At 34.1% G+C, this 16,312-nt stretch carries 15 protein-coding genes and 1 riboswitch; of the genes, 13 read left to right on the top strand and 2 right to left on the bottom strand.

Annotated elements, in window-relative coordinates; translation table 11 throughout:
• Nucleotides 1-44 precede the first annotated feature (44 nt).
• The 3 genes from bsdE14_RS04725 (at nucleotide 45) to bsdE14_RS04715 (ending at nucleotide 2,784) form a co-directional block, all read left to right on the top strand.
• The gene (locus bsdE14_RS04725) at nucleotides 45-257 is read left to right on the top strand and encodes a DUF6774 domain-containing protein (protein WP_264848810.1); all 213 of its coding nucleotides are present in this window, start codon (nucleotides 45-47) and stop codon (nucleotides 255-257) included.
• A 168-nt stretch (nucleotides 258-425) separates the two neighbouring features.
• A complete protein-coding gene (locus bsdE14_RS04720; RefSeq protein WP_264848809.1) occupies nucleotides 426-1,952 on the top strand; it encodes a YjjI family glycine radical enzyme in 1,527 nt (508 codons plus the stop codon).
• Entirely contained in the window at nucleotides 1,921-2,784 is an 864-nt protein-coding gene (locus bsdE14_RS04715) for a YjjW family glycine radical enzyme activase (RefSeq protein WP_264848808.1), read from the top strand. Before bsdE14_RS04720 ends, bsdE14_RS04715 begins: the two co-directional genes overlap by 32 nt.
• 63 nt (nucleotides 2,785-2,847) lie before the next feature.
• On the opposite strand, the gene bsdE14_RS04710 is transcribed toward bsdE14_RS04715, so the two are convergent.
• Complete coding sequence (locus bsdE14_RS04710; protein ID WP_264848807.1) at nucleotides 2,848-3,681, bottom strand: hypothetical protein; 834 nt, start codon at nucleotides 3,679-3,681, stop codon at nucleotides 2,848-2,850.
• Between the two features lie 204 nt (nucleotides 3,682-3,885).
• On the opposite strand from bsdE14_RS04710, the gene bsdE14_RS04705 reads away from it, so the two are divergent.
• The 6 genes from bsdE14_RS04705 (at nucleotide 3,886) to bsdE14_RS04680 (ending at nucleotide 8,706) form a co-directional block, all read left to right on the top strand.
• Entirely contained in the window at nucleotides 3,886-4,500 is a 615-nt protein-coding gene (locus bsdE14_RS04705; RefSeq protein WP_264848806.1) for a TetR/AcrR family transcriptional regulator, read from the top strand.
• Nucleotides 4,501-4,538: 38 nt separating this feature from the next.
• Nucleotides 4,539-4,647, top strand: a riboswitch (TPP riboswitch).
• 76 nt (nucleotides 4,648-4,723) lie between these two features.
• Entirely contained in the window at nucleotides 4,724-5,386 is a 663-nt protein-coding gene (gene tenA, locus bsdE14_RS04700; protein ID WP_264848805.1) for a thiaminase II, read from the top strand.
• Nucleotides 5,386-6,138 carry an ABC transporter ATP-binding protein gene (locus bsdE14_RS04695; protein ID WP_264848804.1) on the top strand — a complete coding sequence of 251 codons (753 nt, stop codon included), beginning with the start codon at nucleotides 5,386-5,388 and terminating at the stop codon, nucleotides 6,136-6,138. The genes tenA and bsdE14_RS04695 overlap by 1 nt, the downstream gene beginning before the upstream one ends.
• Nucleotides 6,135-6,878 carry an ABC transporter permease gene (locus bsdE14_RS04690; protein ID WP_264848803.1) on the top strand — a complete coding sequence of 248 codons (744 nt, stop codon included), beginning with the start codon at nucleotides 6,135-6,137 and terminating at the stop codon, nucleotides 6,876-6,878. The genes bsdE14_RS04695 and bsdE14_RS04690 overlap by 4 nt, the downstream gene beginning before the upstream one ends.
• Nucleotides 6,875-7,879: an ABC transporter substrate-binding protein gene (locus bsdE14_RS04685; protein WP_264848802.1), complete on the top strand. Its 1,005-nt coding sequence runs from the start codon at nucleotides 6,875-6,877 to the stop codon at nucleotides 7,877-7,879. The genes bsdE14_RS04690 and bsdE14_RS04685 overlap by 4 nt, the downstream gene beginning before the upstream one ends.
• 101 nt (nucleotides 7,880-7,980) lie before the next feature.
• Nucleotides 7,981-8,706 carry a creatininase family protein gene (locus bsdE14_RS04680; RefSeq protein ID WP_264848801.1) on the top strand — a complete coding sequence of 242 codons (726 nt, stop codon included), beginning with the start codon at nucleotides 7,981-7,983 and terminating at the stop codon, nucleotides 8,704-8,706.
• Nucleotides 8,707-8,770: 64 nt separating this feature from the next.
• Here bsdE14_RS04680 and bsdE14_RS04675 read toward each other — a convergent pair whose 3' ends face one another.
• Nucleotides 8,771-9,328, bottom strand: a complete 558-nt coding sequence (locus tag bsdE14_RS04675) for a sigma-70 family RNA polymerase sigma factor (protein WP_264848800.1) — start codon at nucleotides 9,326-9,328, stop codon at nucleotides 8,771-8,773.
• A gap of 366 nt (nucleotides 9,329-9,694) precedes the next feature.
• Here bsdE14_RS04675 and bsdE14_RS04670 point away from each other — a divergent pair, with 366 nt between their 5' ends.
• From bsdE14_RS04670 to rpsA, 4 genes are read left to right on the top strand one after another with little or no spacing between them, the layout of a single operon-like run.
• Complete coding sequence (locus bsdE14_RS04670) at nucleotides 9,695-10,783, top strand: dipeptide epimerase (RefSeq protein WP_264848799.1); 1,089 nt, start codon at nucleotides 9,695-9,697, stop codon at nucleotides 10,781-10,783.
• Between the two features lie 33 nt (nucleotides 10,784-10,816).
• Nucleotides 10,817-12,673, top strand: coding sequence for an ATP-dependent zinc metalloprotease FtsH (ftsH, locus tag bsdE14_RS04665; RefSeq protein WP_264848798.1), 1,857 nt, complete (start codon nucleotides 10,817-10,819; stop codon nucleotides 12,671-12,673).
• Entirely contained in the window at nucleotides 12,654-14,795 is a 2,142-nt protein-coding gene (locus tag bsdE14_RS04660; RefSeq protein WP_264848797.1) for a HelD family protein, read from the top strand. Before ftsH ends, bsdE14_RS04660 begins: the two co-directional genes overlap by 20 nt.
• A 53-nt stretch (nucleotides 14,796-14,848) precedes the next feature.
• Entirely contained in the window at nucleotides 14,849-16,027 is a 1,179-nt protein-coding gene (rpsA, locus tag bsdE14_RS04655; protein WP_264848796.1) for a 30S ribosomal protein S1, read from the top strand.
• Nucleotides 16,028-16,312 lie beyond the last annotated feature (285 nt).

Below are 16,312 nucleotides of genomic sequence, written 5' to 3'. Positions count from 1 at the left end.
TTGTATAACATATAATGAACTATCAAACAATAGAGGTGATTTATATGCTTTTTTTTGATGATATAGAACCAGAACAGCTTACATTGTTTGCTAGCTTTTTAGCTGTAGCCATATCTGAAGGAAGAACAGCTGGAGAGCTAAACATACTAGGGGAATTTCTTTCAACGTTAGGTGATTCAGTTTCATTAATTGCAGCACAAAAAGAATTTTTAATTAGTATTCAAGAAGAAAAGAATAATACAAATGATAAGGAATAGAATAAAGGCTAAATTTACGTAAACATAAATTTATAAGTTAAACTATAGTTTATAAAGATGCTTGTTTAATATACTATGCTGATGTAAAATATATATATTAAGAGTAAAAGTTATTTGTTTTTTATCAAATAACTTTTATCATATTATTAGTGGTTAGGAGTTGTTTATATGAGATCAAATATGAGCGATATTTTAGACATTGCAACGAGTAAAGGTTTAACTTATCAACAAAAGCTTGTTAATCTTGCAGGCGTAGCAGGGAGGCTCTTAGATCCTAGAGATATACTTGGCTATACTGATGAAGAAATGATGTATATTGAAAATGAAATGATTTGCGATTTAAATGAAGGATATGCAATATACAGTCCTAGATATATTGTTCCAGACTACTATGTACTATTATCTAAAGGCTGTGAATTTTTAGATATAAAGCCTCCTGAGGACTTGGACGAACTGCTTGATAGTCTCTTAATTCTATACAGCCATGTACCTTCAATAACTTCCTTTCCTGTATTTATAGGTGATCTTGATAAGCTAATAGATCCATTTATAACAGATGAAGTGAAGGATTATATAAAAATCAAAAGGTTTTTAAATCATGTGGACAAGACTATAGCAGATTCCTTCTGTCATGCAGATATAGGACCTGAAAAGACCAAAGCAGGCGAGCTTATATTGAAAGCGGTAATGGAGCTTGAAAATCCTACACCTAATATGACTATAAGATATGATAAAGATATTACACCAAGGGACTTTGCGTTAAAGGCTGCTGAGGCATGCTTAAAGGTGTCAAAACCATCCTTCAGTAATGATAAAAAGTATTGTCATGATGTAGGGGATCACAGAATAGTAAGCTGCTACAATGCACTTCCTCACGGCGGCGGGGCCTATACTCTTCCAAGACTAAGACTCGGAACAATTGTAAAAGGTGTTAAGTCACTAGAGGAATTATTAAATCACAGGCTGCCGAAGGTGACTAATGCTATGGCTACTATGATAGATAAGAGAATAAAGTTTCTTGTTGAAAAGTCAAATTTCTTTGAAACATCATTTCTTGTAAAAGAGGGCTTCATAAAGAGAGAAAACTTCACAGCAATGTTTGGAATTGTTGGACTTGCTGATGCAGTAAATTATATTTTAAAGCTTGAAGGGTTAAATGAGAGATTTGGTACTTCAAAGCGCGGTGATGAAATAGGACACAGCATACTAAAGGTTGTAGATGGTATTGCAAATACCCATGAAGCTGTATACTGTGAGAGAACTAATGATAGATACCTTATGCATGCTCAAGTAGGTGCAAGTTTGAGTGCAGAGGATTATGATAATACTCCAGCTCATAGAATAGCAATAGGGGATGAGCCTATTCTGCCAGTGCATATTAAACAAGCAGCACCTTTCCATGAGTATTTCATCTCAGGCACTGGAGATTTATTTGCTCTAGACCAAACCTACTTAAATAAATTAGATGCTGTGCTTGATATAATAGAGGGAGCTTTTGCTTCTGGAGCTAGGTACATTACAACCTACCTTAATAACACAGACCTAATTAGAGTTACGGGCTACTTAGTAAAAAAGAGTGATGCTATGAAGGCTGGACAAGGCCAGGCAATGCTTAGGGATACAGATATATTAGGCTTTGGATCAAATGACAGGGCTCATGTATTTGAGAGAAGAGTTAGAAAAGATGGAGAATAAGGCTGTTGTAAACAGAATTATACCTTTTTCCAATGTGGATGGACCAGGAAACAGATTAGCAATATTTTTTCAGGGGTGCAATATAAGATGTGTTTATTGTCATAACCCAGAGACTATAAATCACTGCATTAATTGCGGTGAATGCGTGATTAAGTGTCCAACAAAAGCAATAAAAAACATTGATGGAAAGGTGAATTTTGAGGAAAAAGTTTGTGCAGAGTGTGATCAGTGTATTAGAACCTGCCGCTTTAATTCTTCTCCAAGGACAACTTTATATAGTGCTCAGGAGTTATACAACATTATTGATGAATATAAGCTCTTTATAAGAGGCATTACAGTTTCAGGCGGTGAGCCTACATTAAGAGCAGATTTTATAACTGAATTATTCAAAATGGTAAGGCCTTTAGGGCTTACCTGCTTTGTTGATACAAATGGCTTTTTTGATAAAGATGAAATAGCTGAGCTTATAAAAGTCACAGACAAGTTCATGGTAGATATAAAAGCTGTGGATAAAATCCAGAGCCTCTGTGAAACAAAACTTAAAAATAATATAGAAAATTTAAAATATCTTTTGAGTATGGATAAAGTATATGAGGTAAGAACTGTACTTATTGAAGATTATATGGATATTGAAAACACTGTAACTACAGTTGCAAACATACTTAAGGATTATCCCGAGGTTATTTATAAACTCATAAGGGTCCATGCTGCAGGACTTAGTGATGCTGAAAAGGATAAGATAAAAGCAAAGATACCCTCAGAAGCTTATGTGAGACAACTTGCTGAAAAGGTAAAGGATATAGGCGTTAAAAATATTGAATTAATTATTTAATTTTAAAAACACTTTAAATAATAAGTCCCTCGTGCTTTTTAAATCACGGGGGACTTAAATTATTTATACTGATTCTACTTTACCTCTTCTAAAGCTAACATCAGCTTTTCCTGCATGAAGCTGCCACATATACCAGAATACATATGGAATTATAAGTATACAATTAACTATTCCCCAATATTTCATTACAGTATCATTATGCCAAGCAGAGGCATCCATAAGTGCAGGGAACAGGCTGCTCCAGCAGGCACGAATTAAAATATGAGTTGCTAATGTGTAAACACGGGCAGTTATGTAGAGCTCAGGCCTCTTTTTAATAAGAGGATATATTTCCGCTGCTGCAAGTATGCATACAGAGCTAGCAAAATATACTGGTGATTCAGAATATACAAAACAGAGATTCCAGGTTGTATATAAGAGATTCCAGGCTACTGTAGTATAGCATATTAGGTCACCATACTTTTCTTCGGAAATCTTCCAGAACTTTTTTGGAAAAGGCATAGTAACACATAGCAAGAAACCACAGAGTGAATTAAAGATATTGCCTAAAGTTAAATCTTTAATAGTAGCTTCCATTATATTTAGGAATAGTATTCCGTAGAAAAACCATAAAATCCAGTTTTTCTGAAGAAATTCCCATAGCTTGCCTTTACGCTTTTCATAATTTGAAACTCTAGCAAGACCTACAACAATGGTAGGTAGTATAACGCTAAGGGTTTTCGCCCAGCGGAACCAGCCTACTATTCCACCCATTAGCCAAAGTGGAATGGTAAGAAGAGTTGCAATCCAAAACCAATTTGCAAACTTGTAGTATTTTCGCATACCTTCTACAATTAGCAGCAATAATGCAAAATATCCCCCCATAGATAAAACATATTGCCATACAGGAATGTTCATAAAAAAGCCCCCTTTTTATTAAACCGTTATGCTAATCCACTTAAATTAGAAGCATTACTAAAAACATAACGACTGTTCGGTATAATACTAATATAGCATAAATGTAATAAGGTGTAAATGTTTGGCGTGAATTTTCTGAGAATATAATCAATTAATCTTTTGTGATATAATCTAAGTTAGTAATAGAATTGGAGTGGTGTACTCATGTCTACTGAAGGAAAGCAGAAAATTATAGAGGCAGCGAAAAATGTTATATGCAAAAATGGAATAACTGGTGCTACTATTAGGACTATAGCTGAAGAGGCAGGTATGAGCACTGGTGCTATTTATCATTATTATAAAAGCAAAGAAGATATATTATATGATGTGATGGATAAAAGCCTTTCTGAGGCCTCAAGAATTGCAGAAAAGTCTCATAGCAAAAAGCAAAGCAGAGATGAACTAATAGAAGAAATTTATGAAAATATAGCTAAGAGATTTAATAAAAATGATGAAAACCGAGTGCAGTTCTATCTCGCTCAGGAGGCTATGCTTGGAAATATAGAGCTTACTGAAAAGTTTAAGTTTAAATATAAGGAATGGATAGATCATACTGTAGAGCTAATTGAAAATATGTATGGAAAGCATGATAATAAATATAATAGGGCTTTTGCTTCGCTACTTATTGGTGCTATAGATGGTATAGTTATGCAGCTGCTGCTTAATTCTAATATAACTGATGATGAGGAGCTTGCAGAGGTTTATCACCACATTTTAAAAGTAGGGATACCATCATTTATGGACTATTTAGATAAGCTTGACCATATAGGAATAATGTAGTAATATAGGGCTGTAAGATTTAATTGAATAAAGTAAGTATAAAATCCCAGGGGGGCTGGTGTTGCCAGCTGAGAGTAAGAACGAAATTCTTAGACCCTTTAACCTGATCTGGATAATACCAGCGTAGGAAGAGGTTTTTTTGTATGCAGAAAGTTAAAGGTACAAATCTCTTATCAGGTTTGTGCCTTTTTATTTTGCTTTAAAACAGGAAGGGGAGTATCAAATGAAGTTTACTGATAGATTATTTGAGAAGGTTAAGGATATTTGGGGTACATATTATGAGCATCCATTTATAAAAGGTATAGGCAATGGAACTTTAGAAATTGATAGGTTTAAATACTATATGATTCAGGATTATCTTTATCTTTTAGATTATGCAAAAATATACGCGCTAGGGGTTGTAAAGGCTGACAGTGAAGAGGTTATGAAGGGGTTTGCAAAGTCTGTAGATGCTATATTGAATGGCGAAATGAGCATTCATCGATCTTATATGAAAAGGCTTAATATTACACAAGAGGAGGTAGCAGCTGCAAAAGCATCTCTAACTAACATTTCTTATACTCACTATATGCTGGCAGTATCTCAAATGGGGTCCTTGGCTGATGTTGCAGCAGCACTGCTTGCATGTATGTGGAGCTACCTAGAGATTGGTAAGTACTTAAACAGAATCCCTGGAGCTGCTGAACATGAATTTTATGGAGAATGGATTAAAGGTTATGTATCTAAAGAATATGAAGAAAGTACTAAGTGGATTGTTGATTTAGTGAACAGCCTTGCTGAAAATATGTGTGAAAGTGAACTTAAAAAGCTAGAGGAAATATTTATTAATACAAGCAGGTATGAATACATGTTTTGGGATATGTCATATAACAAGGGGATGAATTAATGCTTAGCTTTTGCAATGTAGACTTTAAATATAGAAATGAGTCAAAATTACTTATAAAGGATTTGAATTTTACTGTAAATAAGGGTGAATTTGTGAGCATAGTTGGACCTAGCGGCTGTGGAAAGAGTACTATTTTTAGACTTATTTGCGGACTGGAAAAGGCAGAGAGTGGAAGTATCTTTTTAGAGGATAAACAAGTAAGTGATTTGAAGGGACATATCGGGTACATGCCCCAAAAGGATTTATTGATTTCATGGAGGACCATAGCTCAGAATGTATCTTTACCTTTAGAAGTAAGAGGAGTTAAAGCTAAGGAAGCTATAGCAAAGGCTGGTGAGCTTTTAGATTCCTTTGGCTTTAATGAATACAAGCATAAATATCCAAAGGATTTGTCAGGAGGAATGAGACAGAGGGTTTCATTTATTAGGACACTTATAACTGGTGCTGATATTTTACTTTTAGATGAGCCATTTAGTGCTCTAGATGCTATAACCAAATTAAATATGCAGGAGTGGCTGCAAGCACAATATTGCAAGCTTAAAAAGACAATATTGTTCATTACTCACGATGTAGAAGAAGCACTGTTTTTATCAAATAAAATATATGCTATATCTGAAAAGCCAATAAGTAAATTGAAAGAAATAAATATTCCAATGAGCTATCCAAGAGATAGGCATATGCTAAGTAATAAGGACATACTCAGCATAAAGGAAGAATTAATAAATGAGTTAAAACAGAGGGTAGAATTATGAAAAAGTATACATCATCAATAATCTTAGGTTCCCTTTTAATTATTGCCTGGGAGATGTTGGCCAGATATATAAATGCTATGTACATATTACCATCTCCTTCAAAAATTGTAGAAAAAATGTGGCTTTTAAGAAAAGATTTATTTTTAGTGCATCTTCCAGCAACTATGATTATAACACTTTTTGGACTTGCTATTTCTATTATTTTAGGTGTAGCGCTAGCAGTGGCTATGAGCTTAAACAGCAGTATTGAAAGGGCAATATATCCAATTGTAGTAGTTACACAGACTATTCCTGTTACGGCATTGGCTCCAATATTTGTGCTGTGGTTCGGATATAGCATTTGGAGTAAGGTTATAGTTACAATCCTTATAACCTTCTTTCCAATCACTGTGAATGTATATGATGGATTACGCTCTACTAAACGGGAGATGGAGGAACTTTTAATTACATATGGAGCAAGTAAAGTTCAAATATTTTGCAAGCTAAAGTTTCCATCCTCTCTGCCATATTTCTTTTCGGCATTAAAGGTAGCTGTTCCACTTAGTGTAATTGGAGCTGCAATCAGTGAATGGCTTGGAGCTCAAGAAGGGCTTGGTTATTTTAGCAAGAGAATGATGATTCAGCTTGACGGAGCAGGAGTATTTGCTCCAATTGTATTGTTGTCTATAGTAGCTATAATCTTAGTAGCTATAATTAATTTAATAGAAAATAAAATTGTTAAATGGAGGAATGAAGTATGAAAAAATTTAGATACTTATCATTATTATTAGTTGTTTTTATGTTTGCAGCTGTAGGCTGCTCAAAAAAGCAAGCAGCTGCCAGTGCAGACAAGCTGGAAGAAATGGATCTAGTGCTTGACTGGTATCCAAATGCAGTACATAGCTTTATATATGCTGCTATTGAAAATGGATATTATAAAGAGGAAGGATTGAAGGTAAATATTAAGTTTCCAGCAAACCCTACTGATCCACTTACACTTCCAGCAGCAGGTAAAGCAGAGGTGGGTATATACTATCAACCTGATGTCATTATGGCACGATCAAATGAAAAAGTTCCTATAAAGGCTATAGGTTCTATAGTACAATCACCTTTAAATGTTATTATTTCAATAAAGGAAAAAAATATTAATTCCCCAAAGGACCTATCAGGAAAGACTGTAGGGTATTCAGGAAATCCTTTAAATGTGGATTATGTTAAAACCATGGTTGCTAAGGATGGAGGAGATCCAAACTCAGTAAAGTTTGTAGATGTAGGTTTTGACTTGCTTTCATCCATGATAACTAAAAAAGTTGATGCTACTACTGGTGGGCTTATTAACCATGAAGTACCTGTTATGCAGCATGAAGGGCATGAAGTAAATTATTTTGATCCATCAAAATATGGTGTGCCTAATTACTATGAGCTAATATTTGTTGCTAGTGACAATACTATAAAGCAAAAGCCAGAAGTGTTAAAGAAGTTTATGAGAGCCTCACAAAAGGGTTTTGAATTTATGAAGCAAAATCCAGATAAGGCATTAGCAATTCTTATGAAGAATCAGCAGAAAGATAATTTTCCACTTATAGAAGAAGTAGAAAAGAAAAGTGTTGAAACATTGCTACCTAAAATGGAGCTAAAGGATAAACCATTTTTATCCCAAGATAAGAAGGTTTGGGAGGACAACATAGAGTGGCTTGGTCAAAAAGGGCTTCTTAAAGAAAAGGTTAAAGCCGAAGACTTTTATGTAGATATATTAAAGTAAATAGATAATTTTGAATCTCCATAATTTTAAATTCATGGGGATTCTGTTTATAGAATAATAATACAGGCTTTGCTATAATGTGGATATAGGGAGGGATATATATGTACATGGTTAATTATACTTCAGATGATTTTAAAAGTAATTTATCAAAGTCTCAGGTAGTAATAATACCTATAGGTTCTGTTGAAGCTCATGGACATCACTTGCCTTTAGGTACAGATGTATTTTCACCTAGATTGTTTTGTGAACTTCTAGAGAAGAAAATTGGTGGTGAAATTTGGATAGCACCAGAGGTGCCATATGGTCAAAGCTTTGACTTATCAGTATATCCAGGAACCATACACGTGCCATCTCAGGTATTAGCAGAATACTTATTCTATGTTGCTAAAAGCATGGCTGACAATGGCATAAAGAAAGTAATATTTTTAAATGGCCATGGGGGAAATATAAATGCATTAAACCTAACTTCAGAGAGGTTAATGACCTTAGGAATTGACGTGACCATAATTAATTGGTGGTTGGATTTTTCAAAGGAAATATTGACTGTAACAGAGGGACAAGGGCATGCCGGAGAAGATGAGACTTCAGCCATTTTATATTATGATGAAAAGCTAGTGCAGATGGATAAAGCTATGAAAAATACTAAAAGACCTACCTTTAGAGTTTACTTTAAGGATAGGGGTAAGGTGATTTATGAAAATGCACTATCTGGGGACGCCACTCTTGCTACTAGAGAAAAGGGAGAAAAAATATTTAAGTTGTTAGTTGATAAGATAATTCAGGTTGTTCATGCAATGAAGGATGAAAAGTACTATACTGAAGAATAAATTTTATTTTTATAGTTTAAGAGCACTACTGATTTAATTACTTAGAATCTGTAGTGCTCTTAGTCTATGCTAATAGCAGTCTTAATTTTTTTAGAATTCTTTCTTTTTTCTTTATAAGTGTTACATATTTTATATTATGCAAATCAGAATATTCCTTAATCTTGCCGCCATGGAAATATACAAATTGTATAAAATCACTTTCATCCTCTGTTAAAATAGATAGTGCAGCCATAAGTTTACGCTTATCCTCTTCAAGCATTATTGTTTCTTCAATATTTTCCTCTGAACATAAGTTATCCATTATCATTAAACCATCCTCAGTTTCTAGGTTGAGACTGCTCTCGGAATGGATTTTACTCTTTTGTCTTATTTCATAATAAAAGTTATTTTTTATTGCACTAGTTGCATAGGAAACAAAGCTGCTATTATTATAGGACTCATATTTTTGTACAGCTTTTATTAAGGTCATATACCCTATTTGCAGCAAATCCTCGGGTTCATAGCCGCTAATATAAATACCTCTTATAGTTTTGATTATAAATCCTTTAAATCTACTAAGTATTTCTTCAAGGGCATCCTTATTGCCACGTTTTGCCTCTAAAACTAAAGCTTCTAAGTCCATTTTTTAATCTCTCCTTTATATTTAATTTAGGAGCGCTCCATTTAATCCGGCAATTACATGTTACAATAAGAATATATATAAACATATTTTTACGGGAGGAATAAGACGGTATAAAATTTGAAGGAAAGGCAATAGATATACAAATATCGAACTTATGTTCGTATATAAGTAAAAAAATTTTTTGACTAAGTTAAAAATACTAATTTTTAAGGCACATGGTTTATTTTTACATGTGTATAAAATTATAATTAATTTAAAATTATTTATTAATTGTCTATATAGATGAAGGTTTTTGGTTTATAATTATTATTTATAGAATATGTATTTATAAACGAGGAAAATGTGTTTAAATAGGGGGATTAATTTATGAAAATTAAAGATATTCAAGTTGGAAAGATACAGATACCACTGAAGAAGCCCTTTAAAACTTCACTTAGAACCGTTACTGTAGCTGAAGAAGTAATTATTAAGATAATTACTGAAGAAGGAGCAATTGGCTTTGGAAGTGCCCCCCCAACTGCAGTTATAACTGGCGATATTGAAGAATCTATAGCAGGTGCCATAAAAAGTGTAATCAAACCAAAGCTTATAGGGCTTAACATTGAGGATTTTGAGCATATAATGAATGTGCTAAATAACAGCATGATAAGAAACAGCAGTGCTAAAGCTGCTGTAGATATAGCACTATACGACCTATTTTGCAAGCAGTATAATATACCTTTGTACAGGCTTCTTGGAGGGTATAGAAAAACTATTGATACAGATATTACAATTAGTGTGAATTCTCCAGAGGAGATGGTTCGAGATTCGATTCAGGCTGTAGAAGAGGGATATAGGCATTTAAAGGTCAAAGTAGGTACAAATGAAGCTCTAGATATAGAAAGAGTAAAAGCAATAAGAGAAGCTGTAGGCAGTGATATTAAAATTAGAGTGGATGCTAACCAAGGATGGAAGCCAAAAGAAGCTGTTAGAATTATTAGAAGATATGAGGATATGAATCTAAATATTGAGCTAGTAGAACAGCCGGTTATTGCCTGGGATATAGAAGGGCTCAAATTTGTTACAGATAATGTTGAGACAGATATTCTTGCGGATGAAGCTGTATTTAGTCCAAGAGAAGCTATTAAAATAATAAATATGAAAGCTGCAGATTTAATCAATATAAAGCTCATGAAGTGCGGTGGAATATATAATGCACTTAAGATATGCAGTATAGCTGAAGCTATGGAAGTAGAGTGTATGGTAGGCTGCATGATGGAAAGCAAAGTTGGAATAACCGCTGCAGCAAGTTTTTCTGCTGCAAAGAAAAATGTAACAAAATATGATTTAGATACTGTACTGCTTATGGCTCAGGACCCAATTGTTGGTGGTGCTGGCTTTTGTGGGAATAGTATTTTACTTTCAGATGCTCCTGGACTTGGAATATCTGAGGTTGCAGGTTGGAAGGAAATATAAGTTACCCAGTGTTTCGAGTGAAAGGAGAAAAAAATGTTTGACAATAAAAAGTTTAAGTATGCAGCATATTACGCTATAGGTGTAGCTATAGTCATACTTATAATAAACTATATGCTAGTAGATATGAGAACTCAGCCAATAAAATACAATGAATTTTTAAAGATGCTTAATGAAAAACAGATAGAAGAAGTTCAAGTTGCAACTGATAAAATAGTAATTATACCAAAAGCAGATGCAGGATCTGGGAAAAAGGTTTTATATACTGCAAACTTAAATGATCCACAGCTAGTTGAAACTTTGAGAAGTTCAGGAGTAACTTTTGGTGCTCCTGTGGAAAATAATAATCCTATAAAATCTTTTTTCTGGAACTGGGTATTTCCAATAATACTTTTCACTTTAATTGGAAGGCTAATTTTTGGAAAAATGGATAAAAAGTTTGGCAGTGGAGTAATGTCTTTTGGTAAAAATACTGCTAAATTGTATGCGGAAAACGAAACAGGAAAAACCTTTGTAGATGTAGCAGGACAAGAGGAGGCTAAGGATTCCTTAGTTGAAATTGTTGACTTTCTGCATAACCCTAAGAAGTATGCAGAAATAGGAGCTAAGCTGCCAAAGGGAGCCCTTCTAGTAGGTCCTCCAGGAACTGGTAAAACGCTTTTGGCAAAGGCTGTAGCTGGAGAAGCACATGTGCCATTTTTCTCAATATCAGGTTCAGACTTTGTAGAAATGTTTGTAGGAATGGGTGCTGCTAGGGTTAGAGATTTATTTAAGCAAGCAGAAGAAAAGGCACCATGTATAATATTTATAGATGAAATCGATGCTATAGGTAAGAGTAGAGATGGAAATATCGGAGGAAATGATGAAAGAGAGCAGACATTAAATCAGCTTTTAGCTGAAATGGATGGCTTTGATTCCTCTAAAGGGGTAGTAATATTAGGGGCTACTAATAGACCTGAAATACTTGATAAGGCACTGTTAAGACCTGGAAGATTTGATAGAAGAGTTATTGTAGATAGACCTGATTTAAAAGGAAGAGAAGATATTTTAAAGGTTCATATTAAGGATGTAAAAGTATCTGATGAAATTGATCTTACGTCTATAGCCAAGGCTACTCCAGGTGCTGTAGGTGCTGATTTAGCTAATATGGTAAATGAAGCTGCACTAAGAGCAGTAAAAAATAACAGAAAAGTAGTTGAACAAGAGGACTTAGAGGAAGCAATTGAGGTAATAATAGCTGGTAAGGAGAAGAAGGACAGAATTTTATCTGCTAAGGAGAAGAAAATTGTTGCCTTCCACGAAGTAGGTCATGCTTTAGTTGCGGCGCTTTTAAAGAATACCGATCCTGTTCATAAAATCACTATAGTTCCAAGAACTATGGGGGCTCTAGGTTACACCATGCAGCTTCCTGAGGAAGAAAAATATCTTGTGACAAAGGAAGAAATGATAAATGAGATAACCATACTTTTAGGCGGAAGAGCTGCTGAAGAAATAGAGTTTAATATAGTGTCTACTGGCGCTTCAAATGATATTGAAAAAGCAACTCAGACAGCAAGAAATATGGTAACTATTTATGGAATGTCAGATAAGTTTGATATGATGGGAATTGAATCTGTATCAAATAGATATCTAGACGGGAGAGCTGTTCAAAATTGCAGTGATAAGACTGCTGCAATGGCGGACGAAGAGGTGCTGCATTTAATAAAAACTGCCCATGAGAACGCTAAGAATACTCTACTTGAAAATAGAGACCTTTTAACTAAGATTGCCGAAAAGCTTCTTGAGAAGGAAACCATTATGGGTGATGAGTTCATGGAACTTGTTAAAGAATATCAGGGTATAGAATTAGAACCTGAGAATACTACAGAAAAGGATGATGTTAGTGGACAATAATGAGCTTGAAAAAGAGTTTGAATATAGTCTAGAAAAAGAAATTGAATTTAACCTAGAAAAAGAAAAGCTGGAGCAGGTTTTAGGCGAAATTAATGACGAAATGCTTAGATTTATAGAAAAGAGAAAGCTTATTACTGAGTATATTCTCGACTATAGAGAAAAGCAATTAGAAGAGTACAGAGACGATGAGGATAAGCTTATTGAGTATTTTGACCATGAAAGATTTGTAAAGGAAGAAGCTTTTAAGACTGTAGATAGAAAAATAAAAGAACTTAATGTACTTGCAAAGGCTCCATACTTTGGAAGAGTGGATTTCAAGGAAGAAGACTTTGATGAAGAAAAGATATACATTGGTAGATTTGGGCTTACACCAGAGGGAAGTTATGAGCCTGTGATAGTAGACTGGAGAGCGCCAGTATCCGCATTGTTTTATACCAGCAGCTTAGGTGAGAGCAGTTATAGAGCTCCAGCTGGAAAAATTGATGTGGACATTTTAAAAAAGAGACAATATATAATTAAAAAAGCTAAGCTATCAGGTATGTTTGATTCTGCTCTCGATGTTAAGGATGATATTCTTCAGATGGTGCTCAGTAAGAGTGCCAATGATAAGCTTAGAGATATCATAATGACAATCCAGGAAGAGCAGGATAGAATAATAAGAGAGCCTCGCGAAAAAACTGTAGTAGTAAATGGAGTGGCAGGAAGCGGTAAAACCACAATTGCTCTGCATAGGGTAGCATACCTTCTATATAACTATAGAGAAACTCTTCAGGATAAGGTACTTATCTTAGGGCCAAACAGTATTTTTATGGAGTATATATCTACTGTGCTCCCTAGTCTTGGAGAAGTAGGTGTAAAACAGACTACCTTTACTGACTTAGCACTTGAAATTATAGGCTTAAAAGGTGTAATGAATATATCAGAATATATGGAAAGAATTTTAAGTGGAGATAAGAAATTTATTGAAGATGTACTTCATAAGACATCAGAAGATTATTTAGAGGAACTCAATGATCTTGTTAATAAGCTGGATGAGGAGTACTTTAATATTTCAGAGGTGAAATTCTTTGATAAAGTTGTTCAATCAGAGGATGACTTAAAGGATTTATTTTATAACTATTATAAAGATATGCCTCTTTTCAGAAGAAGTAAGAAGGTAAAGAGAATTATCTATTCAAAGCTAAGGGACTTTAGAGATGAAGAAGTAAGAAAAATTCAAAAGGAATACAAAGATGCAGTGGCAAAGCTGTCTAAAACTGAACTGGAAGTTGAAGAAGGGCATTTGAACTATATTAGAAAGCTTAAAATAAGAGAAGCTATTGAAGAGGTAATGAGGGCTAAAAGGGAATTGACTTGGCTTGATAGCAACAATGTTTTGGCAATATACAATAAGTTTAACTCTGAAAAGGAACTTACAATTGATGATTTAGCACCAATATTATACTTAAAGGTTAAACTTGAAGGATTAAAACTTGATAGAGAGATAAAACATGTGGTTATCGATGAAGCACAAGATTACAGTCCTATACAGTTTATAGCAGTAAAGGAACTTACTAAGTGCAGTTCTATGACTGTAGTTGGTGATAGTAATCAAAGGCTTATTCCTCTAAAAGGTGAAGTTGCAATGCTTAAGCTAAATAATTATCTGCCTAGTATGAAGGTTGAACACTATAATCTATACAAGAGTTATCGTTCTACAAGAGAAATCATGGAATATGCTAATGGATATCTAAAGGAAGAAAGTATAGTCCCACTAGTTAGAAATGGTGAACCTGTAAGGGAACATAAGGCAAAAGATATTGAGGAGTTAGCTGACATCCTAGAAAAGACTATAGAAGAATTAAATGAGAAGGGTTATGAAAGTATTGCTGTGATTTGCAGAGATATGGATGAAACTGAAAGGGTAGGAAAAGCAATTAGAAATAAGAATTATGTAAAAATTTTAGATAACGAAGATATAATATATAATTCTGGCTCAGTAGTAATTCCATCGTATTTCGCAAAGGGACTGGAATTTGACGCGGTACTTTTGGTTGAACCATCAAATGAACTAAAGGATAATAAACTATTATACGTAATGGCTACTAGAGCACTTCATGAGTTGCATGTATTTAAGCTTTAGTATTAAAATATATAATGTAGGGTTTTAATAACACAGAAGGTGAGGTTTTTGCAATGGATAATTTTCAAGATAGCTCCATGAAGGAAATGATGGAGGCAATTGAAGGAAGCTTAAAAAGAATTAATTCAGGTGATATTGTAAAGGGAACTGTAATATCAGTTTCTGACAGTGAGGTATTTGTTAACATTGGCTATATGGCTGATGGAATAATTGATAGAGCTGAATTATCTGATGATCCAGCTGTTAATCCAAAGGATATAATAAATGCTGGAGATGAACTTTATGTTTATATTATAAATGTTAACGATGGTGAAGGAAATGTAGAACTTTCTAAAAAGAGAGCAGATGCAGTTAAGGTTTGGGATGAACTTTCTGAGCTTCAAAGTGAAGGAAAAAGTGTAACTGTAAAAGTTAAGGAAGCAGTTAAAGGTGGAGCAGTAGCATACATAAAAGGGATAAGAGCTTTCATACCAGCGTCTCAATTAGCTGCTGGCTTTGTCGAAGACATAAACAGTTTTGTAGGTAAAGACTTAGAAGTAAAGATTATTGAGCTTGACAAGGATAAAAATAAAGTTATACTTTCTGGAAAAGAAGTTGCAAAGGAAGCTAAAGAAGCAAAGAAGCAAGAACTTTGGAACAGTATTAAAAAAGGTGAAAAGAGGACTGGAACTGTAACAAGACTTGCAAGATTTGGAGCTTTTGTTGATTTAGGCGGAGTAGATGGACTTATTCATAACCAAGATTTATCCTGGAAGAGGATAGTAGATCCTGCTGAAATAGTATCTGTAGGCGATAAAGTTGAAGTATATGTGCTTGACTTTGATAAAGAAAAGGGAAGAATATCCCTTGGACTTAAGGAAATAAGTGAAGACCCATGGAATACTATAACGGAAAAATATAGTGTAGGTTCTACAGTAGAAGGAACAGTAGTAAGACTTCTTGACTTTGGAGCATTTGTAGAAATAGCTCCAGGAATTGAAGGTCTAGTGCACATTAGTGAAATTTCAGAAGAGAGAATAGCTAAACCAGCTTCAGTGTTAAAAGTAGGGGATAAGGTAAAGGTAAAAGTACTTTCCATAGATACAAAAGAACATAAGATGAGCCTAAGTATAAAGGAAGCTGTAGAAAAGCCACAAGAGGATTACTCTCAGTTTAATGATGAGGAGAGTTCAATGGCAACACTTGCAGATTTATTTAAGGATAAGTTAAAAAATTTTAAATTTGAAGAATAGGATTTATTATTTTGGAGCATTTTTCAGTTCCGGAAATAAGTAATAACCACTTGCTGTGCAAGTGGTTTATTTTATTGCATAAAAAGCGCCTGTTTCAAAGCAGCATAGCTTGAATGAATAAGCACTAAGTACATTTATATTACCAATTGGTAAAGTTTTACCACATCAATAGGTAATAAAGTGTTACGGCTCAAGCCGTTGTAATTGCAAGGCTTGAGGCATATAATTAAATTAGAAAAGACAGTAATTAGTAAATAGAATTATACTAGTAAAATTCTAAAGTAA

The organism is Clostridium omnivorum (assembly GCF_026012015.1).
Taxonomy (GTDB): Bacteria; Bacillota; Clostridia; order Clostridiales; family Clostridiaceae; genus Clostridium_AX; species Clostridium_AX omnivorum.
The sequence above is the reverse complement of the archived record's forward strand: the minus strand, read 5'-3'. Positions and strand labels throughout refer to the sequence as shown.

What these genes read in the sequence shown, in the direction of transcription:
- bsdE14_RS04720 (WP_264848809.1), top strand. Translation starts at nt 426, where the DNA reads ATGAGATCAAATATGAGCGATATTTTAGACATTGCAACGAGTAAAGGT.
- bsdE14_RS04710 (WP_264848807.1), bottom strand. Translation starts at nt 3,681, where the DNA reads ATGAACATTCCTGTATGGCAATATGTTTTATCTATGGGGGGATATTTT.
- bsdE14_RS04725 (WP_264848810.1), top strand. Translation starts at nt 45, where the DNA reads ATGCTTTTTTTTGATGATATAGAACCAGAACAGCTTACATTGTTTGCT.
- bsdE14_RS04705 (WP_264848806.1), top strand. Translation starts at nt 3,886, where the DNA reads ATGTCTACTGAAGGAAAGCAGAAAATTATAGAGGCAGCGAAAAATGTT.
- bsdE14_RS04685 (WP_264848802.1), top strand. Translation starts at nt 6,875, where the DNA reads ATGAAAAAATTTAGATACTTATCATTATTATTAGTTGTTTTTATGTTT.
- tenA (WP_264848805.1), top strand. Translation starts at nt 4,724, where the DNA reads ATGAAGTTTACTGATAGATTATTTGAGAAGGTTAAGGATATTTGGGGT.
- bsdE14_RS04695 (WP_264848804.1), top strand. Translation starts at nt 5,386, where the DNA reads ATGCTTAGCTTTTGCAATGTAGACTTTAAATATAGAAATGAGTCAAAA.
- bsdE14_RS04680 (WP_264848801.1), top strand. Translation starts at nt 7,981, where the DNA reads ATGTACATGGTTAATTATACTTCAGATGATTTTAAAAGTAATTTATCA.
- bsdE14_RS04660 (WP_264848797.1), top strand. Translation starts at nt 12,654, where the DNA reads ATGATGTTAGTGGACAATAATGAGCTTGAAAAAGAGTTTGAATATAGT.
- rpsA (WP_264848796.1), top strand. Translation starts at nt 14,849, where the DNA reads ATGGATAATTTTCAAGATAGCTCCATGAAGGAAATGATGGAGGCAATT.
- ftsH (WP_264848798.1), top strand. Translation starts at nt 10,817, where the DNA reads ATGTTTGACAATAAAAAGTTTAAGTATGCAGCATATTACGCTATAGGT.
- bsdE14_RS04690 (WP_264848803.1), top strand. Translation starts at nt 6,135, where the DNA reads ATGAAAAAGTATACATCATCAATAATCTTAGGTTCCCTTTTAATTATT.
- bsdE14_RS04675 (WP_264848800.1), bottom strand. Translation starts at nt 9,328, where the DNA reads ATGGACTTAGAAGCTTTAGTTTTAGAGGCAAAACGTGGCAATAAGGAT.
- bsdE14_RS04670 (WP_264848799.1), top strand. Translation starts at nt 9,695, where the DNA reads ATGAAAATTAAAGATATTCAAGTTGGAAAGATACAGATACCACTGAAG.